This window comes from Amycolatopsis sp. NPDC004747, from assembly GCF_053601335.1.
Window position 1 is genome coordinate 65,753 of sequence record NZ_JBSGBQ010000014.1, and the last position, 20,558, is coordinate 86,310.

The following is a 20,558-nucleotide window of genomic DNA, read 5'->3' on the forward strand; positions in this document are numbered from 1 at the left end:
CAGCGTAAATTGGTCCTACCAGTTTCGCCGGCCACCCTTTGACCTGGGAGTTCCCGTGCCGCCTCTCCGTTCCCGGACCACCACCCACGGCCGCAACGCGGCGGGCGCGCGCTCGCTCTGGCGCGCCACGGGCATGACCGACAGCGACTTCGGCAAGCCGATCGTCGCGATCGCCAACTCCTACACCCAGTTCGTGCCCGGCCACGTGCACCTGAAGGACCTCGGCGAGATCGTCGCGGAGGCGGTCAAGGAAGCGGGCGGCGTCGCGCGCGAGTTTCACACCATCGCCGTCGACGACGGCATCGCCATGGGCCACTCCGGCATGCTCTACTCGCTGCCCTCGCGCGAGATCATCGCCGACTCGGTGGAGTACATGGTCAACGCGCACCAGGCCGACGCGCTGGTGTGCATCTCCAACTGCGACAAGATCACCCCGGGCATGCTCAACGCGGCGATGCGCCTGAACATCCCGGTGGTGTTCGTCTCGGGCGGCCCGATGGAGGCCGGCAAGGCGGTCGTCGTCGGCGGTGTCGCGCAGGCCCCGACCGACCTGATCACCGCGATCGCGGCGTCGGCGAGCCCCGAGGTCGACGAGGACGGGCTGGCGGTCGTCGAGCGTTCGGCCTGCCCGACGTGCGGCTCGTGCTCCGGCATGTTCACCGCGAACTCGATGAACTGCCTCACCGAAGCCCTCGGTTTGTCGCTTCCCGGCAACGGCTCCACGCTGGCGACCCACGCGGCGCGCCGCGCGCTGTTCGAGGAAGCCGGCCGCACGGTCGTCGAGCTGTGCCGCCGCTGGTACGAAAACGACGACGACTCGGTGCTGCCGCGCTCGATCGCGTCGAAGGCGGCGTTCGAGAACGCGATGGCGCTGGACATGGCCATGGGTGGCTCGACGAACACGGTCCTGCACATCCTCGCGGCCGCCCAGGAGGGCGAGGTCGACTTCACGATCGCCGACATCGACGCGATCGGCCGCCGCGTGCCGTGCCTGTCGAAGGTGGCGCCGAACTCGGACTACCACATGGAGGACGTCCACCGCGCGGGCGGAATCCCGGCGATCCTCGGCGAGCTCCACCGCGGCGGCCTGCTGAACACCGACGTGTGGTCGGTCCACTCGCGGGATCTCGAGTCGTGGCTTTCCGCCTGGGACATCCGGGCTTCGTCGCCTTCTGAGGCCGCGGTCGAACTGTTCCACGCAGCGCCGGGCGGCGTCCGCACGACGCAGGCGTTCTCGACGTCGAACCGCTGGTCGTCCCTGGACACCGACGCGGCCGAGGGCTGCATCCGCGACGTCGAGCACGCGTACACGAAGGACGGCGGCCTGGCGATCCTCCGCGGCAACCTGGCGGAGAACGGCGCGGTGATCAAGTCCGCGGGCATCGACGAGGACCTGTGGCACTTCGAAGGCCCGGCGCGGGTCCTGGAGAGCCAGGAGGAAGCGGTGTCGGCGATCCTGAAGAAGGAGATCCGGCCGGGCGAGGTCCTGGTGATCCGTTACGAGGGCCCGGCGGGCGGCCCGGGCATGCAGGAGATGCTGCACCCGACGGCGTTCCTCAAGGGCTCGGGCCTGGGCAAGAAGTGCGCCCTGATCACCGACGGCCGCTTTTCGGGCGGCTCCTCGGGCATTTCGGTGGGCCACATCAGCCCCGAGGCGGCGGCGGGCGGCCTGATCGGCCTGGTGGAGAACGGCGACCGCATCCTCCTGGACGTCCACGAGAGGCGCCTGGAGCTGCTGGTCTCCCCGGAGGTGCTCGCCGAGCGCCGCGCGAAGATGGAGGCGTCGGAGAGGCCGTGGCAGCCGAAGGACCGCCAGCGCCCGGTGACGGCGGCTTTGCGCGCGTACGCCCGGATGGCAACCTCGGCGGACACGGGCGCGGTCCGCGACGTGAACAAGTAACCCAGCCTGAAGCCGAGAAGGCCGTCCCGGCACGCCCGGGGCGGCCTTTTCCGTGCCCAAAACCCCCGGCCCGCTTGGGGGACCCCCGGATTCAACGTTACCGGAGCCCACCGACAATTCCGTCCGCGCGAACCGCAGTTGTCCACAGACCCGGGCCCGCCTGCCCAGTTGTCCCCAGATCCGCGCCCGCTCACCGAGTTGTCCCCAGCCGGCCGCGGATGAGCCCAAACCCGCTACCGCGTCAAAACGATGACCACCACGGCCGCCGCCGCGGCCAGCAGCAGCGAAACCAGCCCCAGCGGCAACGGCCGCTTCCGCCAAGGCGTGTTCCGCTCCAGCGAAACCGGCCCGGCCCCGGTGAACAGCAGGCTCAACGCCGCCGCCCCCAGCAGCAGCTCGAACTCGAACCCCTGCCCGGAGCCCTCGAAGAACCCCCCGTGGAACTTCGCGTACACCGCATTCGCCGCCACCCCGAGCAGCCCGGCCGCGGCCAGCGGCGTGAACAGCCCGACGATCACCAGCACCCCGCCACCCACCTCGGTGATGCCCGTGATCCACGACAGCAGCGTCGTCTGCTTGTGGTAGCCGTACGTCTCCAGCACCCGCGCGAACCCGCCGATGCCCGGCCCGCCGAACAGGCCGAACAGGTGCTGCAGCCCGTGCGCGCCCATGGTCGCCCCGAGCGCCAGCCGCAGGATCAGCAGGCCGAGGCCCAGCCCGCCCTGGCGCGGGGTGTCGTCCGACCGATCGTCCTCGACGCCCGACAGGAGGCTGGTGGGCTGCTGCGAAAAGTCGTCTCCACTGCTCACCCGCGCAGGTTAGGGGAATCCCGCGGGCGTGGCGAGCTCAGTATTCGCCGTGGACCAGGTTGTCCGGCAGCTCGCCACCGGAGTACCGGGCGATCTCGGCCGCGGCGACGGCGTAAGAACGACCACGAACCCCGCGCACGGCCCCGCCGACGTGCGGTGTCAGCAGCAGCCCCGGCGCTGTCCACAGCGGGTGCCCGGCGGGTGGCGGCTCGGGATCGGTGACGTCGAGAGCGGCCCGCAGCCGTCCTGTGGTCAATTCGGCGACCAAGGCATCGGTGTCCACGACGGCGCCGCGCGCGACGTTGACCAGCACCGCTCCGTCGTGCATCCGGGCCAGGAACTCCGCGTCGACCATCCCCCGCGTCCGCGACGTCAGCGGCACCATCAGCACCACGACGTCGTGCAGCTCGAGGAGCCCGGGCAGCTCGCGCACGCCGTGCACGCCCTCGCGCGCGGTCATCCCGACCATCGTGCACCGCGCGTCGAACGGCTCCAGCCGGCGGCGCAGGTGCCGCCCGAGGTCGCCGGCGCCGATGACGAGCACGCGCTTGCCCTGCAGTGTGTCCGCCGTCTGCCGCTCCCACCGGCCTTCGCGCTGCGCCACGGCGAAGACGTCCAGCTTCCGGTACATCGACAGCAGGGCGGCGACGACCCACTCGGCCGTGCTCCCGCCGTGCGCGCCGCGGCAGGTGGAGAGCAGGACGCCGTCGGGCACCTTGCCGACCCAGTCCTCGGCGCCGGCGGACAGCAGCTGGATCAGCTTCAGGTTCGGCACCGTGCGCCACAGCTCCTCGCCCGGCGGGTGCTTGCCGGGGATGAGCACCTGGGCCTTCGCGGCCTCGGGCGGCACCGGCTCGCCCCACTGGTAGCGCACGGGCAGGACCCGGGGAACCTCGGCGAGCACGGTCATGCCCTCGTCGTCGGGCACCAGCACGGTCAGCGTCATGATCCCCAACGTAATCGAGGAGTACTCACCCATGGTTCACGCACCGGCCCCTAGGCTGGGGGATCATGCGCACCCGCTACCGCTCGACCCTGCTGGCGATCTTGGCCTGCGGCGTCCTGCTGCCCGCCGGGTGCGCGCGGTTCGACGACACCGCGGCGGGCCAGACGTTCAGCCCCGCGCCGGTGCCGAGCCCCGAATCGCCGCCCGAAGTCCAGGGCCCCGGCCAGGACTCCGGCGGCGACGGCAAGCAGGTGCGCCCCGGCCAGTCGGCGGCGCCGGTGCCGCCGCCGCAGGGCTGCAAGGACTTCGACCCGTCGGTGATCGCGACGTGCCTGGACACCGTCGCCGCGGTGGCCGGCCTGCCGGGTGACGGCGCCACGCCGAGCGCCCTCGCGGGCGAGCGCAAGAGCGGCCGCGTCCTGCTCGCGACGAGCGGCAAGGACACGACGGACTTCGCGAAGCTCGACGTCCAGGCAGCCGGCGACGGCGGCCTCACCGGGCTCGCGCTGTCGCCCTCGTACGTCGAGGACCAGCTGGTGTTCGCCTACATCACGACCGCGACCGACAACCGCGTGGTGCGCTTCGCGCAGGGCCAGGCGCCGAAGCCGGTGCTCACCGGCATCCCGAAGGGCGCGTCGGGCAACCGCGGCACGATCGGCACCGACAACCGGGGCGCGCTGCTCGTCGCGACCGGCGACGCGGGCGACCCGGGGGCCGCGGCCAACCCGAGCTCCCTCGCCGGGAAACTGCTGCGGATCGACACCTCCGGCAAGGCCGCGGCGGGCAACCCGAACGGCGCCCTCGTGGTGGCGGCCGGCCTGCACGCCCCGGGCGGGGTGTGCGCGTCGGCCGACGGCGGACGCGTCTGGGTCACCGACCACCTCGCCGACAAGGACGCCCTGTACCGGGTCCAGGCCGGCCAGCCGCTGACGACGCCGGCTTGGACGTGGCCGGACAAACCGGGCGTCGCGGGCTGCGCCGACTTCGTCGACGCGAACGGCTCCCTCTCGGTCGGCACTTCGCTGGCCGGCAACCTGCAGAACCTGCCGGTGAGCCCGGACGGCGCGATCAGCGGCAAGCCGACGGTCAGCCTCGACGGGAAAACCGGCAAGCCGCCGGTGACGTACGGACGGCTGGCCGGCATGAGCATGATCAACCCGCAGCTGGCGGTGGCGGGCACGGTCAACAAGGACGGCGGCAGCCCGGTGTCCAGCGACGACCGCGTCGTGCTGATCACCCCGGCCACGTCCGGCGGCGGCAACGGCAAGGACTGACCTGCGGGTTTACCGCGATCGCCGATTATCGACCACGGCGTGCACCGGGCCGTTCCGCCGGCGGTCTTTCGACCGATTTCGGCCACAACCGCGACGGACGACCCGCCGCGGCCTCACCTCGTCAGCTCAGCGGCTTCAGCTCCACCCGCCGCCCTTCCGCCGACGACGTCAGCCCGGCTTCCGCCACCTGCAGCCCCCGGGCGGCGGAGAAGAAGTCGTACCGGTGTTGCCGGCCGGCGACCACGTCCCGCACGAACTCCTCCCACTGCGCCTTGAAGCCGTTGTCGAACTCGGCGTTGTCCGGCACCTCCTGCCACTGGTCGCGGAACGGCTCGGTGGCGGGCAGGTCCGGGTTCCAGACCGGCTTCGGAGTCGCCGAGCGGTGCTGGACGCGGCAGCGCCGCAGCCCGGCGACCGCGCTGCCCTCGGTGCCGTCGACCTGGAACTCGACCAGCTCATCCCGGAAGACCCGCGTCGACCACGACGAGTTGATCTGTGCGATGACCCCCGACTCCAGTTCGAAGATGCCGTACGCGGCGTCGTCCGCCGTGGCCGCGTACGCCTCGCCCTGCTCGTCCCAGCGGCGCGGGATGTGCGTCACCGCCTTCGCCGTCACCGCCGAGACTCGCCCGAAGAGGTTCTCGAGCACGTAGTTCCAGTGGCAGAACATGTCGAGCACGATCCCGCCGCCGTCCTCGGCGCGGTAGTTCCAGCTCGGGCGCTGCGCCTCCTGCCAGTCGCCCTCGAACACCCAGTAGCCGAACTCGCCGCGCACCGACAGGATCCGCCCGAAGAACCCGCCGTCGACCAGGCGCCGCAGCTTCAGCAGGCCGGGCAGGAACAGCTTGTCGTGCACGACACCGTGGCAGATCCCGGCGTCGCGCGCGAGCCCGGCCAGCTCCAGCGCCGATGTCAGTTTTTCGGCAAGAGGCTTTTCGGCGTAGACGTGCTTGCCCGCGGCGATCGCCGCCCGCACCGACGGCTCGCGCGCCGACGTCAGCTGCGCGTCGAAGTAGACGTCGACGTCCTGCAGCGCGGAATCGGCGTCGGTCGTCCACGCCGTGAGGCCGTGCCGGTCGGCGAGGTCCTTGAGCTTCGCGGCGTTGCGCCCGGCGAGGATCGGCTCGAGCTGGACGCGGCTGCCGTCCGGCAGCGCGACGCCACCCTGTTCGCGGATCGCCAGGACCGACCGGAGCAGGTGCTGCCGGTAGCCCATCCGGCCGGTCACCCCGTTGAGCAGCACTCCGATGCTGGACTGGTTCATCACTGCAAGCCCTCCTGGTCGAGCGGGATGTCGTATTCGGCCCGGCGGCCGCACATGCCGTAGCCGTCCGGGTTCGACGGCGTCGCGACCCGCAGGCCGGACTCCTCGAGGTGGCTCCCGTCGCCGTCGGCGAGCGCCTTGAGGTGCGCCCCGGTCAGTTCGGCGGCCCGCAGCGCCCCGGCCCGCCAGCGCGGTACCCACTCTGCGACCATCGGCGCGACGAGCGCGACGGCCGCCCGGTGGAAAGCCCGCAGCGGTTCCGGATCGCCGTCCCGCAGCGCCTCGCGCAGCGGCAGATACCCACGAACGGCCAGGTCACGGCGTCGCCGAGCGGTGTGGTCGGTTTTCGGCAACGCCGCGGCCTCGGCGTAGGCGACCGGGTCGGCGAGCACGTCGGGCGGGAACGTGAAGACGGCGTCGCCCGCCTCCGGCAGCCCGCTGTTCTGCATCAGGACGGTGACGCGCAGGCCGTCGCCCTGCACCATCCGGTGCACGGTGCCGGGCGCGAACCACGCGATCACACCGGCCTCCAGAGACGTCTCCGCGTAGCCGCCGATGCTCAGCGTCTGGGCGGCACCCCGGCCGCCGGTGACGACGTAGGCCTCGGTGCAGGCGAGGTGGACGTGCGGGCTGCCGCCGCAGACGCCGTCCTCGGCCGCCCAGTCGTAGGCGCGCAGGTGCGAGACGCCGATGCCACCCGGTAGCGGAAAATCGGTCATGACCAGCCGTGCCCGTCGAGGTAGCCGGTCACCCGGTCGCGGTCCCAGGCCCCGTCGGCGACGACGACCCGGTAGCGGTAGGCGAAGCTTTCGCCCGGCGGCAGTTCGAACTCGTCGAAAAACGCCCACGAAAAGGCGACCATCGGCTGGTCCCCGGCTCGGACGAACCAGTGCGACTCGTGGATCGCCTTGTCGTTCTCCGGCGCGTGCGCGAAGACGAGCGTCGAATGCGCGTCGACGCCGTCGTGCTCGCCGACGAACGCGAGCCACGGCGCCTGCTCGCCCATCATCTCCTCGCCCTCGAGGTCGCCGGGCCCCAGCACCCGGCCACCGCCGAAGTCCCGCGGCCCCCGCCAGTGCAGGCCGGTGTACCCGGCCAGCTCACGACCGGCGGTGGTCGGGCTGCCGAACACGAGCGCGGCGTCACGGACGTTCGTCAGCTCGATCCCCCAGTCGAGCGCCCAGGACCCCTGATCCGGCTCGACCGAGTGGACGACGATGTCGCGCCGCTCCCGCGCCCACTCGTCCCCGCCGTTGGCGACCCAGGTGAGGTCCTCGGTGAAGCTCAGCCGATCGCGTTCGACGGTGAAGCCGGCGAATCCGTCGTGGCGCATGGAGCCGATGCGGTCGGGCAGCTCCTGGTACCAGTCGCCGGGGACGTAGGTGTGGCCGCCCCAGAAGTTCTGCCCGGACAGGTGGCTCGACGTCATCTGCAGACCCTTGTGCCACCGGTGGTCGGCAGGCCGGTAGCCGCTGACCACCCGGCCGGCGAGGGTCCGCAGCGGATGGGCGTAGGGCTTGCGCGACTCGAAGGCCACCGGATCGGGCTTGTACACATAGGACATCAGCTGGACGCCGCCCGCCTCGACGGAGACGTGCTCGCCGTGCCGGTGGGTCACCGTGATCGGCGCACTCATCCGCGGTCTCCTGCCTGATCGCCCGCCATCGAGCGGTAGAAGGGGTCGCCCGGCCCGATCTCCCCGCGGCGCACGCCGAGCCCGGTGGCGGCGGACTTGTAGAGCGCGGCGATGAACTCCAGCACCTGCCGCCCGTCGTCCCCGCTGCACGGCGGCCGCCGCCCGGCCCGGTAGGCGGCAAGGAGGGGCGCGAAGGCGGCGGCGTGCGAGCTGTCGACGTCGGCGGCCGGGGTGTGCCACCGCTCGACCGCCTCCTCGTCGACGTGCGGCGCCGGCGTGTAGCGCCAGTCTTTGACGCCGTACCCGTAGAGGTGGGTGAGCTCGGCGGTGGCGCGCTCGCAGTCGATCCGGATCCGGCTCACCTCGTCGGGCGAGAGGACGCTGTTGACGACGGTCGCCAGCGCCCCCGACTCGAACCGGACCAGCGCGGTGGAGACGTCTTCGGTCTCGACGTCGTGCACCAGCCGGGCGGTCATCGCGCACACCTCGGCCCAGTCGCCGAGCAGGTGGAGCAGCAGATCCATCTGGTGGATGCCGTGACCCATGGCCGGCCCGCCGCCCTCGGTCTCCCACCGCCCCCGCCACGGCACCGCGTAGTAGGCGTCGTCGCGGTACCAGGTGGTCTGGCAGTGCGCGACGAGCGGACGGCCCAGCTCCCCGCCCGCGAGCAGGTCCCGGAAGTGCGCGGCGGCCGAGCCGGACCGCTGCTGGTAGACGAAGGCCGCGTACGGCCCGCCGTCCCGCTCGGCGACAGTCATCTCGTCGTACTCGGCGAGCGACCGGCACGGCGGCTTCTCGCACCAGACCCAGGCGCCGCTCGCGAGCGCTTTCTTGGTCTGCTCGACGTGCAGGCTCGGCGGCGTGCAGATCGAGACGAGGTCCGGTTCCTGCTCGGCGAGCAGGCTGTCCAGGTCGTGGTAGGGCTTGGCGTGCGCGGTCCCGGCGCAGAACGCGGCGACCCGCGCTTCGTCGACATCGGCGGCGGCCACGATGTCGACGTCTTCGTGGTGGGCCTCGAAGGCGGTCCGGTGGCTTTCCGCGATGGCCCCGGTGCCGACGACGGCCACCCGTAAGCGCTTTCCCTGAGCCAACCCGGGTCTCCTTCCACGGCTCCGGCGCCCCAGCAGCGCCGATCCACGCCGCCCGCCCACCCCACGGGACGACGATCTCCGCGGCCGGGCTGCGCCTTCTCCGACCGTTCCAGAAAGCGCTTTCTCATGCAACGGGCGACCGCGATGTCAACGTTGTCAGCGACCGCGATCCACCGGTCGGACGACGCCCGCAACCGGTCGGAAATTCTCCAGCCCCAAGGCCCTTACCGAAATGGCCGGCACGGGCACTCGCGAAGATCAGCCGCTCTTGCTGCGAATCTTGCGCGGCTGCCTGCTCTCGGCCCGCATCGCCCGCATGTCCAGGAAAGCGGCCACACCGGACACCAGCGCCGCGAGCAACCCGAGGAACCGGCCCACACCGGGCCCGATGGCGACCCCGGCGGCCTGGAAGATCCCGCGCTGGTCGGCGTCGAACTCCCAGTCCAGGGTGAACCAGCCCAGCACCATCAGCAGCAGCGACGCCGCGGCGACCACCAGCCACAGCTGCGGGAGACCGCTGACACGCAGGGTCCTGATTCGCCCGAAAACGACCACGACCAGCCCTGCCAGCAGCAACGGCAACGGCGGGCACCAAGCGAAGAAGCTCGAGTGCCACGCATCGCGGACGACGTCACCATGGGGCAGCTGCGCCAGGATGTCCTCGATGTCCGGCCTAGTGGCGGTCAGCGTGGTCCACGGCAAGAACGTCGAGCCCAGCGCAAGCAGCCCGGCCGCCAGGCCGAGCCACTCGCGCCAGGTGACGCTTTTGACGAACCCCGGCAACGTCAGGAACCGACGCGCTCGATGATCAGCTCACGGACCCGCTTGGCGTCGGCCTGCCCCTTGGTCGCCTTCATGACCGCGCCGACGATGGCACCCGCCGCGGCGACCTTCCCGCCGCGGATCTTTTCCGCGACGTCCGGCTGCGCCGCCAGGGCCTCGTCGATCGCCGCGAGCAGCGCCGAGTCGTCCGAGACGACCTTCAGCCCGCGCTTCTCGACGACGTCCCGCGGCTCACCCTCGCCGGCGAGCACGCCCTGGACGACCTCCTTGGCGAGCTTGTTCGTCAGTTCACCGGACGAAACCAGCCCGATGACCTCGGCGACCTGCTTCGGCGTGATCGGCAGGTCGGTCAGCTCGACCTCGCGCGTGTTGGCCTCCTGAGCAAGGGTGTTGACCCACCAGCCGCGCGCCTCGTCCGGCGTGGCCCCGGCCTCGACGGTGGCCGCGACGAGGTCGACGGCACCGACGTTCAGCAGGTCACGCAAGGCTTCGTCGGAAAGCGACCATTCCTGCTGGATCCGCTTCCGCCGCTCCGAAGGCATCTCCGGCAGCGTCCCGCGCAGCTGTTCGACCCAGTCGCGCGACGGCGCGATCGGGACCAGGTCGGGCTCCGGGAAGTACCGGTAGTCCTCGGCGGTCTCCTTCGTCCGGCCCGGCGACGTGGTGCCGTCGGCCTCCTGGAAGTGCCGCGTCTCCTGCTTGATCGAGCCGCCCTCGGCGAGGATCGCCGCCTGCCGCGTCATCTCGTAGCGGACGGCGCGCTCGACACTGCGCAACGAGTTGACGTTCTTCGTCTCGGTGCGCGTCCCGAACTCGGTCGCGTCCTTCGCCATCAGCGAGACGTTCGCGTCGCACCGCAGCGATCCCTGGTCCATCCGGACGTCGGACACGTCGAGCGCGCGCAGCAGGTCCCGCAGCGCGCTCACGTACGCCCGCGCGACCTCGGGAGCCCGCTCGCCGGTGCCCTGGATCGGCTTGGTGACGATTTCGATCAGCGGCACGCCGGCCCGGTTGTAGTCGAGCAGCGAGTGCTCGGCCCCGTGGATCCGCCCGGTGGCGCCACCGACGTGCAGCGACTTGCCGGTGTCCTCCTCCATGTGCGCGCGCTCGATCTCCACGCGCACGACCTCACCGTCGTCGAGCGTGACGTCGAGGTAGCCGTTGAAGGCGATCGGCTCGTCGTACTGCGACGTCTGGAAGTTCTTCGGCATGTCCGGGTAGAAGTAGTTCTTCCGGGCGAACCGGCACCACTCGGCGATCTCGCAGTTCAGCGCCAAGCCGATCCGGATCGCGCCCTCGACGGCCTTGCCGTTGACGACCGGCAGCGCCCCGGGGAGGCCTAGGCAGGTCGGGCAGACCTTCGTGTTCGGCTCGCCGCCGAACTCGTTCGGGCAGCCGCAGAACATCTTCGTCTTCGTGTTCAGCTCGACGTGGACCTCGAGCCCGAGCACCGGGTCGAACCGCTCGACGACGTCGGCGTAGTCCATCAACTCGGCCACGGCAGTCACTTCGTTCCTCCCAGCTCCGGGACCTTGTGGATGAGCGCCCCGCCGGCGGCGGCGTCGCGGGCGGCCTCATAGGCGGCGCCGACCCGGTAGAGCCGGTCGTCGGCGAGCGCCGGGGCCATGATCTGCAGGCCGACCGGCAGGCCGTCCTCGTCGGAGAGCCCGCTCGGCACGCTCATCGCGGCGTTGCCGGCGAGGTTCGACGGGATCGTGCACAGGTCGGCGAGGTACATCGCCATCGGGTCGTCAACGCGCTCGCCGATCTTGAACGCCGTGGTCGGCGTCGTGGGCGAAACGAGGACATCGACCTTTTCGAAAGCAGCGTCGAAGTCACGCGTGATGAGCGTGCGCACCTTCTGCGCCGAGCCGTAGTAGGCGTCGTAGTAGCCGGACGACAACGCGTAGGTGCCCAGCATGATCCGCCGCTTGACCTCGGCGCCGAAGCCCTTCTCCCGCGTGAGCGACATGACCTCTTCGGCGCTGTGCGTGCCGTCGTCGGCGACGCGCAGGCCGTAGCGCATGGCGTCGAACCGCGCGAGGTTCGACGAGCACTCGCTCGGCGCGATCAGGTAGTACGCGGGCAGCGCGTAGACGAAATTCGGACAGGACACCTCGACGACGTCGGCACCGAGCGCCCGCAGCTGCTCGACCGCGGCCTGGAACGACCGCAGCACGCCCGGCTGGTAACCGTCGCCACCGAATTCCTTCACGACGCCGACCTTGACGCCCTTCAGGTCACCGTTCGCGCCCTCGCGCGCAGCGGCGACGACCGGCGGCACCGGCGCGTCGATGGACGTCGAGTCCCGCGGGTCGTACCCGGCGATGACCTCGTGCAGCAGGGCGGCGTCGAGCACCGTCCGCGCGCAGGGCCCGGCCTGGTCGAGCGACGACGAGAACGCGACCAGCCCGTACCGCGACACCCCGCCGTAGGTCGGCTTGACCCCGACGGTCCCGGTGACGGACCCGGGCTGCCGGATCGACCCACCGGTGTCGGTCCCGATGGCGATGGCGGCCTCGAACGCCGCGATCGACGCCGACGAGCCACCGCCCGACCCGCCCGGGATGCGGGCGTGGTCCCACGGGTTGTGCGTCGGGCCGTACGCCGAGTTCTCGGTCGACGACCCCATGGCGAACTCGTCCATGTTGGTCTTGCCGAGGATGACGACACCGGCCTCGCGCAACTTGCGCGTCACGGTCGCGTCGTACGGCGGCAGCCAGCCTTCGAGCGTTTTCGAACCACAGGTCGTCGGCACGCCCTCGGTGGTCAGGACGTCCTTGAGCGCGAGCGGCACGCCCGCCAGGGCCGACGCGGGCGCGTTGCCCTCGGCGATGCCCTCGTCGACCTTCTTGGCCGCGGCCAGCGCACCCTCGGTGTCGACGTGCAGGAACGCGTGGATGTGGTCGTCGACCTCGGCGATCCGGTCCAGGTGGGCCTGCGTGACCTCGACCGCGGACACCTCACGCGAGTGGATCTTCGCCGCCAGCTCGGCGGCGGTCAGCTTGATGAGCTCGCTCACTGCTCTTCCCCCAGAATCCGCGGCACCCGGAAACGGCCCTCTTCGGCGGCCGGCGCACCGGCCAGCGCCTGCTGCTGTGTGAGCCCGGGGACGACCACGTCCTGTCGGAAGACGTTCGTCAGCGGCACGGCGTGCGACGTGGGCGGCACGTCGGCGGCGGCGACCTCGCTCACCTTGGCCACCGAGTCCAGGATCTGGTCGAGCTGGCCGGCGAAGACGTCGAGCTCGTCGTCGGTCACGGCCAGCCTGGCCAGCTTCGCGAGGTGCGCGACCTCGTCTCGGGAAATGTTGGGCACGCGGGTGACTCCCGGGTTGTGCTGTGCGGGTTGTCTCGGAAGCTGCAAGTCTATGGTGACGGCGTCGGCGGACTCGACTGGGTTACGCCCGGCGCAGCCTGGCTGCCGTCCGGCGACGCTCACATCCCGCCCGGCGGACAGCAGGTCCCGCGGGCCGGGTGGGTCTGTCACAATCGGCGACCGGCATCGAGCGTCCCACGGCAAGGCTGGGACGCCAGAGGTGAGAGGGGCGCGTGGTGTCGTTCCTGATCCGGGTCCTCCTTCCGGACAGCCCGGGGACCCTCGGCGCGGTCGCCACGGCGCTCGGCACGGTAGGCGCCGACATCCTCAGCGTGGACGTCGTCGAGCGCGGCAGCGGCATCGCCGTCGACGACCTGGTGGTCGAGCTCCCGTCGGGCCGTCTTCCCGACGCGCTGATCACGGCAGCGGAGAGCGTCGAGGGCGTCGAAGTGGACGCGGTCCGGCCCTACGCGGGCGTTCTGGACACGCACCGCGAGCTCGAGCTCGTCGAAGAGATCGCCGCGCAGCCGAAGTCCGGCCTCGACATCCTTGCCGAGGGCGTTCCCCGCATCGTGCGCGCCGGCTGGGCGATGATCGTCGAACATTCGGAGACCGGTGCGGTCCGCCTGGCCTCGTCCAGCGCCGCCCCGGAAACCCCGATCACCGACCTGCCCTGGCTGCCGCTCGAACGCGCGACGGTCCTCGACAGCGAAGAGGCCTGGATCCCGGAGACGTGGAAGGAGCTCGGCACCGAGCTCGCCGCGACCCCGCTCGGCAAGCCGGGCAAGGCACTGCTCGTCGCCCGCCCCGGCGGCCCGAACTTCCGCGCAGCCGAGGTCGCCCGGCTCACCCACCTCGCCGGCATCGTCGCTGTCGTCCTCGACGGCTAGCGAGAAGCCCGACAGGTCGCCGAAGGGACGAGCCCGCGCGGGCTCGTCCCTTTCTCGACAAAGCCCAGGTCAGACGTCGATCTGATACGCGATCAGGGTGACGTGCGGGAACGGCCGCCAATCCCGCTCGGCCAGGCGCGTGAACCCGAGACGCTCGTAGAGCCGATGCGCGCTGGGCATCCGGTCGAGGCTGCTCAGCACCACTTTCCGGAGCCCCAGCGCGCGAGCGCGGTCGAACACGGCCTTGATCAAGGCCTCGCCGACACCGCGACCGCGTGCCGACGGCGCCACCGCCAGCATCCGGAACTCCAGCTCCCCTGGACGCGAGATCTCGGCGTACGAAGACCCCGGGTGCACGACGGTCACGGTGCCGACCACCGCACCCGTCCCATCCACCGCGACCAGGACCTCGGCTTCCGAGGCCCGCCGGGCGACGTCACGCAACGTCGCGTCGTAGCCGACGTCTTCGGCCAGATGACCATCAGCCTCGTACGCCTGCACCGTGACCTCGCCCGCCGCGGCGTACTCGGCGGCCCGAGGCGGCCGGATCTCGACGTCACCCATCAGTCTCCCCAGTTTCTTCCTCGGCGGGCTCCTCGCCGGCCGGCAGCGCCACCTCCCGCGCCGCGTCGGGGCCCTGCTCCAGCAGAACGCGGAAGCCGGCCTCGTCGAGCACCGGCACCTTGAGCTGAACCGCCTTGTCGTATTTCGAACCAGGCGAATCCCCGACGACGACGAAGGCGGTCTTCTTCGACACCGACCCGGCTGCCTTGCCACCGCGGGCCATGATGACCTCTTTTGCCTCGTCTCGGGAGAACCCGTCGAGCGAGCCCGTCACCACGATCGAAAGGCCCTCGAGGTTGCGCGGGATCGAGTCGTCCCGCTCCTCCTCCATCCGCACGCCGGCGCGTCGCCACTTTTCGACGATCTCCCGGTGCCAGCCGACCTCGAACCACTCCTGCGTTGCGCGGGCGATGGTCGGGCCGACGCCGTCAACGTCCGCGAGCTCCTCCTCGGTGGCCTGCTCGATGCGCTCGATCGAGCCGAACTCGCGCGCCAGCGCCTGCGCCGCGGTCGGCCCGACGTGCCGGATCGACAAAGCGACCAGCACCTTCCACAACGGCCGGTCCTTCGCCACCTCCAGATTGGCGAGCAGCTTCCGCGCGTTCGCGGACAATTCGCCGGCCTTGGTGCGGAATAGCTCAACCTCGGCGAGGCTGTCCTCGTCGAGGTCGAAGACGTCGCCCTCGTCGGCGATCACCCGCGCGTCGAGCAGCGCGGCCGCCGCCTCGTACCCGAGGACCTCGATGTCGAACGCGCCGCGCCCGGCGAGGCTGAACAGGCGTTCCCGCAGCTGCGCGGGGCAGAAACGGCTGTTCGGGCAGCGGATGTCCTTGTCGCCTTCCTTCTGGTAGGCGAGTTCCGTGCCGCAGGCAGGGCAGTGGGCGGGCATGACGAACTCTCGTTCGTCACCGGTCCGCGCGTCCACCACCGGTCCGAGCACCTCGGGAATGACGTCACCGGCCTTCCGGATGACGATCCGGTCCCCGATCAGCACCCCCTTGCGCTTGACCTCTTCCTGGTTGTGCAGGGTGGCCCGGGCGACGGTCGAACCCGCGACCTTGACCGGCTCGGTTACGGCGAACGGCGTCACCCGCCCGGTCCGGCCGACGTTGACCTGGATGTCCAGCAGCGTCGTGATGGCTTCCTCGGGCGGGTACTTGTAGGCGATCGCCCACCGCGGCGCGCGCGACGTCGTGCCGAGCCGTCGCTGCAACGCCACCCTGTCGACCTTGATGACCACGCCGTCGATCTCGTGCTCGGCGTCGTGCCGATGTTCACCCCAGTAGGTGATGTGCGCAGTGAGTTCGTCGGCCGACGTCAGGACCTTGCTGTGCGGAGACACCGGCAGGCCCCACGCCGCCAGCGCGTCGTATGCCTCCGACTGACGCTGGGGCTCGAAACCGTCGCGCTTGCCGAGCCCGTGGCAGATCAGCCGCAGCCGCCGCTCGCGCGTGATCTTCGGGTCCTTCTGCCGCAGCGAGCCGGCCGCGGTGTTGCGCGGGTTCGCGTACGGCGGTTTCCCCGCTTCGACCATCTTCGCGTTCAGCTCGAGGAAGTCCTCGACGCGGAAGTAAACCTCGCCGCGCACCTCGACCAGGGCGGGCACAGGGAACTGGTCGGTGCCGGTCAGCGTCTCCGGGACTTGGTCGAGCGTGCGGACGTTGAGCGTGACGTCTTCGCCGGTCCGGCCGTCGCCGCGGGTGAGCGCCCGGGTGAGGTGGCCGTTTTCGTACAAGAGGTTGATCGCCAGGCCGTCGATCTTCAGCTCGGCCAGGAACTCGGTCTGCCCGACCTCCTTTTCGACGCGCTCCACCCACGCCAGGAACTCGTCCTGGTCGAACACGTTGTCCAGGCTGAGCATGCGCTCGAGGTGGTCGTACGCGGTGAACTCGGTCGAGAACGTGCCCCCGACGCGTTGGCTCGGCGAATCGGGCGTGACCAGCCCGGGGTACTCGTCCTCGAGCTGCTGCAGTTCGCCTAGCAGCTCGTCGAACTGCCCGTCGGAGATGATCGGCGAGTCCAGGACGTAGTAGCGGAACTGGTGGTTGCGCAGTTCCTCGGCGAGGGCGCCGTGCCGCTCACGCACATCCGCCGGGACGTCGGTCACGTCCTCGGCGCTCTGGTCCTGGGGAAGGTCGGTGCTGCTCACGGGTGGTAACCCTAGCCGGAGGCACCGACATTTTCGTCCGGTCCGCCGCCCAGCCCGCGGACCAGTTCGCGGAACTCCAGAAGGGTGATGGCGCCGGCCGGCTCGGCCTCCGCGGTCTCGACGCGCCGTAACCGTTCGGCGGCGAGCCGTTCACCCAATGTGGCGTCGAGTGGCAGGAAGGTCATGGTCCGTCGGGTGGCGTCGTCGAGGTCGCCGAAGCGCGGGTGGAAGACCGCGACGTCGACGACGTGCTCGTCGTCGTCCACCTGAGCGACGACCCGGACGTCGGCCAGCGCGATCCGGTGCTCGCCGAGGTTGACCGTGACCTCGGTCGGATCGGGCACCGGCGGGACCGAGTCGTGGTATTCCCAGATCGCGTCGTCCGGCGGCGCGGCGGCCCGCCACGCGTCGGTGAACGGCCGCACCTCGGGATCTTCCTGACCGGTCACGACCAGCGCGTAGATCGCCTGGCGACCACGCTCCAGCGAGAAGTGCAGCCGCGGGTGCAGCGCTTCCACCAGCTGACAGAGCTCGTGCTCGACCCGGTGTGGCTCGCCCTCCCCCAAAGCTGCGCTGACCATCGGCAGCAGCTCGAACCAGCCGTGCCAGAACGCCTCCGCGGCGGCGGCCGGGTCATCCGGCACGGGCTGCTCGGGCCACGCGGTGCGCGGGTCGGGCGGATCGGCGGCGGCGGTCTTGCGGCGGAACAAACGCATGGTTTCGGGTGGTCCTCGTTCGGTCGGCTACCTCGGCAACGCTACTTGCCCGCCGAGGCGGACGTCGGCGAGTCGTGTAATTCCGTCACCAGCCTTCCGGCGGCTCCACGAAGGCTTTCCCGAGGTCCCGGGTGAGCGAGAGGGCCCGGCGCATCCATTCCGGCGTCGCGCCGGCGAGGCCGCAAGCGGGCGTCGGCACTGCCCGGTCGGCGAGGACGCTGCGGTTGAAACCGAGCCTGTCGGCCAGCCGGAACGCCGGCTCGCCGACGTCCTTCAGGCTCGGCGAGGCACCGGACACCGTTGTCGGCACCGCGCCCAGGAACAGCGTGGCCCCGCCGTCCCACACCTCGCCGATCTCGTCGAGGAACGCGGCGGAGGCACCGTCGAGCGCGGCGAGGTCGAAGGCCAAGGCGTCCGCGCCGGCCTCCCGCAGCAGGCCGAGGGGCGGTTTCGCGGCGCAGCAGTGCAGGATCACCGGGCGGTCGGTGATCCGCCGGGCGCCCTCGATCACGGTGGTGAGGAGCTGACGGGCCTCGGGCTCCGGCACCGCAGCGACGTTCCCGTAGCCGGACGGCGTCGACAGGCCCCCGGCCAGCACAGCGGGCAACGACGGTTCGTCGAACTGGACCACCACCGGCGCGCCGGTCCTGGCCCGCACCTCCGCGACGTGTTCGGCCAGGCCGTCCAACAGGGACGACGTGAAGTCCCGCAAGGCCCCGCGGTCGGTGAGCACTCGATGGCCTCGGGGCAGTTCGATTCCCGCGCCCAGTGTCCACGGTCCGGCCAGCTGGACCTTGAAGACCGGCGGGGTGATCCCGGCCTTTTCCCGGGCCTCCTGCACGGCGTCGAGATCCCAGCGGAGCAGGTCGACGGCACGTCGATGCTCATGCCCGGGCCGAGACGCAACGCGGTAGCCACTCGGCACGACGTCGACGGCCAGGTCGACGAGCAGCGCGGCAGTCCGGCCGAGCATGTCCGCGCCGACCCCACGGGCCGGCAGCTCGGGCAGGTGCGGGAAGTCGGGCAGCTCGCCGAACACGACCGCGGCCGCTTCGGCGGGGTCCTTGCCCGGCATCGAGCCGATCGCCGTCGCGGCGCCGCTGGGCCAGATTCGCTCACTCACGACCACCGATTCTGGTCGATCTCCGAGTGCGGGCACCGGCCGGGGCGCCGGGATGCGGACATTCACCGCATATCCCTTGACCGACACCATGGGCGTGTCCACGACGATAGGCTGACCGGCCATGACGAGTTCGCCACCGCAGCCGGGCTGGTACCCGGACGCGCGGGACCCCCGTCTGCACCGATGGTGGGACGGCCGGGCCTGGACCGCCGACACCCGGCCTGCTCAGCAGTTCCCGCCACCGAGCGATTCCGAACCGATCGAACTGGACATCGAACGCGCCCACGACCCGGCCCGGATCCAGGACCAGGTCAATCGCGCGACACGCGGCCGAGGCGCCGCCCGCGGCGGGGGCGGGACGCTGTTCACCGAGCCGGTCCTCGTGGTCAACCAGCGCGCCAAGCTGATCGAGATGGCCAACGAGTTCGGCGTCTTCGACCAGCACGGCAACCAGCTCGGCGGGGTCGTCGAGGTGGGTCAGAGCACGCTGAAGAAGGCGATCCGGCTACTGACCAACTACGACCAGTTCCTCACCCACAAGTTCGAGGTCCGCGACGCCAACCACAGCACCGTGCTCAAGGTGACGCGGCCGGCGAAGGTGTTCAAGTCCCGGTTCCTGGTCACCCGGGCCGACGAGACGCCGATCGGCGAGATCGTGCAGGAGAACGTCTTCGGCAAGATCCGGTTCGGTTTCGTCGTCGACGGCCGGTCGATCGGCGGGATCTTCGCCGAGAACTGGCGCGCCTGGAACTTCTCGATCCGCGATCACGCCGGCACCGAGGTCGCCCGGGTGACCAAGACCTGGGGCGGGTTCCTCAAAGCCGCCTTCACGACGGCGGACAACTACGTCGTGGAAATCCCCCACCCGCTGCCGGATCCGCTCGCCAGCATGGTGGTCGCCGCGGCCTTGACGATCGACACCGCCCTGAAGCAGGACACCGACTGAGCGAGTGACCGGAGTCTCATCTCCTCCCGGTGGACAGCGGGCCCGGCACGGCTCAGGGTGAAGAAAGGCCGGGACGCCGCAGTCTCGCCGGGACGGAGGTCACCGTGGAACCGTTGCCGGAAAGCAGCGACAGGAACTGGACCGAGCCCGGAATCTACGAAGTCTCGTCCGGCGTCTACCGCATCCCGTTGCCGCTGCCCAACGACGCTCTGCGCGCCGTCAACGTCTACGCGGTCACCGACGGCGAGAAGCTGGTCCTGGTCGACTCCGGCTGGGCGCTGACCGTCGCCCGGCAACAGCTCGCCGACGCGCTGGGCGGGATCGGCGCCGGGCTCGCCGACGTCAGCGAGTTCCTCGTCACCCACGTACACCGGGACCACTATTCGCAGGCGGTGGTCCTCCGCCGCGACTTCGGTTCGAAGATCGCCCTCGGCCAGGACGAAGAACCATCGCTCAAAGCGTCCGGCAATCCCGACCGCCTGCCGATGGAAGCCCAGGTCGACCTCTTGTTCCAGGCCGGGGCCCGCGAAGTCGTGGAAGCGCTCGCCCGGCAGTTCGGCACGAACCGGCGACACACGGAAGCCGACCTCTGGGAAGCACCCGACGAATGGCTGACCCCGGGCCCGCGGCCGATCCTGCCCGGGCGCGAATTCGACGTCGTCGCCACTCCGGGGCACACGTCCGGGCACGTCGTCTTCGTCGACGACACGGCCGGCCTGTTGTTCTCCGGTGATCACGTACTGCCGCACATCACGCCCTCCATCGGGTTCCAGCCGGTGCCGGCGGAATTGCCGCTCAACGACTTCATCGACTCGCTGCGCTTGGTGCGCGCCATGCCGGACCGCCGGATGCTCCCGGCCCACGGACCGGTGTCCGAGAGCGTGCACACCCGGGTCGACGAACTGCTGGAGCACCACCGTCAACGGCTCGAGACAGTGGCCTCGCAGATCGTGGCGGGCGCGACTTGCGCGTACGAAGCCGCACACCGGATCGGCTGGACCCGCCGCAACCGCAAACTGTCCGAAATGGACTCCTTCAACCAGATGCTCGCCGTCCTCGAAACCACGGCGCACCTCGACCTCCTGGTCTCCCAAGGAAAGCTGAGCGCCCAGATCGTCGACGGGGTTCGCCGTTACGCGGTGAACTGAC

19 protein-coding genes are annotated in these 20,558 nt (G+C 70.8%); 5 read left to right on the plus strand and 14 right to left on the minus strand.

Going from position 1 to position 20,558, the window contains the following annotated elements; genetic code table 11:
• Nucleotides 1-55 precede the first annotated feature (55 nt).
• A complete protein-coding gene (gene ilvD / locus ACWEGE_RS23410) occupies nt 56-1,900 on the plus strand; it encodes a dihydroxy-acid dehydratase (RefSeq protein ID WP_449662562.1) in 1,845 nt (614 codons plus the stop codon).
• Between the two features lie 233 nt (nt 1,901-2,133).
• Here the strand turns inward: ilvD and ACWEGE_RS23415 are convergent, their stop codons facing one another.
• Together ACWEGE_RS23415 and ACWEGE_RS23420 are read right to left on the minus strand one after the other, a co-directional pair.
• Nucleotides 2,134-2,709, minus strand: coding sequence for a DoxX family membrane protein (locus tag ACWEGE_RS23415; RefSeq protein ID WP_449662563.1), 576 nt, complete (start codon nt 2,707-2,709; stop codon nt 2,134-2,136).
• 37 nt (nt 2,710-2,746) lie between these two features.
• A complete protein-coding gene (locus tag ACWEGE_RS23420; protein ID WP_449662564.1) occupies nt 2,747-3,655 on the minus strand; it encodes a 2-hydroxyacid dehydrogenase in 909 nt (302 codons plus the stop codon).
• A 65-nt stretch (nt 3,656-3,720) separates the two neighbouring features.
• Between ACWEGE_RS23420 and ACWEGE_RS23425 the strand changes: the two genes are divergently transcribed.
• Nucleotides 3,721-4,929, plus strand: a complete 1,209-nt coding sequence (locus ACWEGE_RS23425; protein ID WP_449662565.1) for a PQQ-dependent sugar dehydrogenase — start codon at nt 3,721-3,723, stop codon at nt 4,927-4,929.
• Between the two features lie 121 nt (nt 4,930-5,050).
• On the opposite strand, the gene ACWEGE_RS23430 is transcribed toward ACWEGE_RS23425, so the two are convergent.
• From ACWEGE_RS23430 to gatC, 8 genes are all read right to left on the minus strand, one after another.
• The gene (locus ACWEGE_RS23430; RefSeq protein WP_449662567.1) at nt 5,051-6,193 is read right to left on the minus strand and encodes a Gfo/Idh/MocA family protein; all 1,143 of its coding nucleotides are present in this window, start codon (nt 6,191-6,193) and stop codon (nt 5,051-5,053) included.
• Nucleotides 6,193-6,912 carry a cupin gene (locus tag ACWEGE_RS23435; RefSeq protein WP_449662568.1) on the minus strand — a complete coding sequence of 240 codons (720 nt, stop codon included), beginning with the start codon at nt 6,910-6,912 and terminating at the stop codon, nt 6,193-6,195. Before ACWEGE_RS23435 ends, ACWEGE_RS23430 begins: the two co-directional genes overlap by 1 nt.
• Nucleotides 6,909-7,829, minus strand: a complete 921-nt coding sequence (locus ACWEGE_RS23440) for a DUF6807 domain-containing protein (RefSeq protein WP_449662569.1) — start codon at nt 7,827-7,829, stop codon at nt 6,909-6,911. The genes ACWEGE_RS23435 and ACWEGE_RS23440 overlap by 4 nt, the downstream gene beginning before the upstream one ends.
• The gene (locus ACWEGE_RS23445; protein ID WP_449662570.1) at nt 7,826-8,920 is read right to left on the minus strand and encodes a Gfo/Idh/MocA family protein; all 1,095 of its coding nucleotides are present in this window, start codon (nt 8,918-8,920) and stop codon (nt 7,826-7,828) included. Before ACWEGE_RS23445 ends, ACWEGE_RS23440 begins: the two co-directional genes overlap by 4 nt.
• A 258-nt stretch (nt 8,921-9,178) precedes the next feature.
• The gene (locus tag ACWEGE_RS23450) at nt 9,179-9,709 is read right to left on the minus strand and encodes a hypothetical protein (protein ID WP_449662720.1); all 531 of its coding nucleotides are present in this window, start codon (nt 9,707-9,709) and stop codon (nt 9,179-9,181) included.
• Nucleotides 9,706-11,211 (minus strand): Asp-tRNA(Asn)/Glu-tRNA(Gln) amidotransferase subunit GatB, encoded by a 1,506-nt coding sequence (gene gatB, locus ACWEGE_RS23455; protein ID WP_449662571.1) that lies wholly within the window; start codon nt 11,209-11,211, stop codon nt 9,706-9,708. The genes ACWEGE_RS23450 and gatB overlap by 4 nt, the downstream gene beginning before the upstream one ends.
• A complete protein-coding gene (gatA, locus tag ACWEGE_RS23460) occupies nt 11,208-12,725 on the minus strand; it encodes an Asp-tRNA(Asn)/Glu-tRNA(Gln) amidotransferase subunit GatA (RefSeq protein WP_449662572.1) in 1,518 nt (505 codons plus the stop codon). Before gatA ends, gatB begins: the two co-directional genes overlap by 4 nt.
• Complete coding sequence (gatC, locus tag ACWEGE_RS23465; RefSeq protein WP_086842257.1) at nt 12,722-13,021, minus strand: Asp-tRNA(Asn)/Glu-tRNA(Gln) amidotransferase subunit GatC; 300 nt, start codon at nt 13,019-13,021, stop codon at nt 12,722-12,724. The genes gatA and gatC overlap by 4 nt, the downstream gene beginning before the upstream one ends.
• Before the next feature lie 236 nt (nt 13,022-13,257).
• On the opposite strand from gatC, the gene ACWEGE_RS23470 reads away from it, so the two are divergent.
• The gene (locus tag ACWEGE_RS23470) at nt 13,258-13,911 is read left to right on the plus strand and encodes an amino acid-binding protein (RefSeq protein ID WP_449662573.1); all 654 of its coding nucleotides are present in this window, start codon (nt 13,258-13,260) and stop codon (nt 13,909-13,911) included.
• A 69-nt stretch (nt 13,912-13,980) separates the two neighbouring features.
• Here ACWEGE_RS23470 and ACWEGE_RS23475 read toward each other — a convergent pair whose 3' ends face one another.
• From ACWEGE_RS23475 to ACWEGE_RS23490, 4 genes are all read right to left on the minus strand, one after another.
• Nucleotides 13,981-14,475 carry a GNAT family N-acetyltransferase gene (locus tag ACWEGE_RS23475; RefSeq protein ID WP_449662574.1) on the minus strand — a complete coding sequence of 165 codons (495 nt, stop codon included), beginning with the start codon at nt 14,473-14,475 and terminating at the stop codon, nt 13,981-13,983.
• Nucleotides 14,468-16,624 (minus strand): NAD-dependent DNA ligase LigA, encoded by a 2,157-nt coding sequence (ligA, locus tag ACWEGE_RS23480; protein ID WP_449662575.1) that lies wholly within the window; start codon nt 16,622-16,624, stop codon nt 14,468-14,470. Before ligA ends, ACWEGE_RS23475 begins: the two co-directional genes overlap by 8 nt.
• An 11-nt stretch (nt 16,625-16,635) precedes the next feature.
• Entirely contained in the window at nt 16,636-17,340 is a 705-nt protein-coding gene (locus ACWEGE_RS23485; RefSeq protein ID WP_449662576.1) for a hypothetical protein, read from the minus strand.
• 85 nt (nt 17,341-17,425) lie between these two features.
• Nucleotides 17,426-18,463 carry a methionine synthase gene (locus ACWEGE_RS23490; protein ID WP_449662577.1) on the minus strand — a complete coding sequence of 346 codons (1,038 nt, stop codon included), beginning with the start codon at nt 18,461-18,463 and terminating at the stop codon, nt 17,426-17,428.
• Nucleotides 18,464-18,584: 121 nt separating this feature from the next.
• Here ACWEGE_RS23490 and ACWEGE_RS23495 point away from each other — a divergent pair, with 121 nt between their 5' ends.
• The gene (locus ACWEGE_RS23495) at nt 18,585-19,409 is read left to right on the plus strand and encodes a phospholipid scramblase-related protein (RefSeq protein ID WP_449662578.1); all 825 of its coding nucleotides are present in this window, start codon (nt 18,585-18,587) and stop codon (nt 19,407-19,409) included.
• Between the two features lie 104 nt (nt 19,410-19,513).
• Nucleotides 19,514-20,557 (plus strand): MBL fold metallo-hydrolase, encoded by a 1,044-nt coding sequence (locus ACWEGE_RS23500; RefSeq protein WP_449662579.1) that lies wholly within the window; start codon nt 19,514-19,516, stop codon nt 20,555-20,557.
• The last annotated feature ends 1 nt before the right edge of the window (nt 20,558 follow it).

Bases quoted from the DNA above. Each gene is read 5' to 3' on its own strand.
- ACWEGE_RS23420 (WP_449662564.1), bottom strand. From the start codon at position 3,655: ATGACGCTGACCGTGCTGGTGCCCGACGACGAGGGCATGACCGTGCTC.
- ACWEGE_RS23425 (WP_449662565.1), top strand. From the start codon at position 3,721: ATGCGCACCCGCTACCGCTCGACCCTGCTGGCGATCTTGGCCTGCGGC.
- ACWEGE_RS23430 (WP_449662567.1), bottom strand. From the start codon at position 6,193: ATGAACCAGTCCAGCATCGGAGTGCTGCTCAACGGGGTGACCGGCCGG.
- ACWEGE_RS23435 (WP_449662568.1), bottom strand. From the start codon at position 6,912: ATGACCGATTTTCCGCTACCGGGTGGCATCGGCGTCTCGCACCTGCGC.
- ACWEGE_RS23440 (WP_449662569.1), bottom strand. From the start codon at position 7,829: ATGAGTGCGCCGATCACGGTGACCCACCGGCACGGCGAGCACGTCTCC.
- ACWEGE_RS23475 (WP_449662574.1), bottom strand. From the start codon at position 14,475: ATGGGTGACGTCGAGATCCGGCCGCCTCGGGCCGCCGAGTACGCCGCG.
- ACWEGE_RS23485 (WP_449662576.1), bottom strand. From the start codon at position 17,340: ATGCGTTTGTTCCGCCGCAAGACCGCCGCCGCCGATCCGCCCGACCCG.
- ACWEGE_RS23495 (WP_449662578.1), top strand. From the start codon at position 18,585: ATGACGAGTTCGCCACCGCAGCCGGGCTGGTACCCGGACGCGCGGGAC.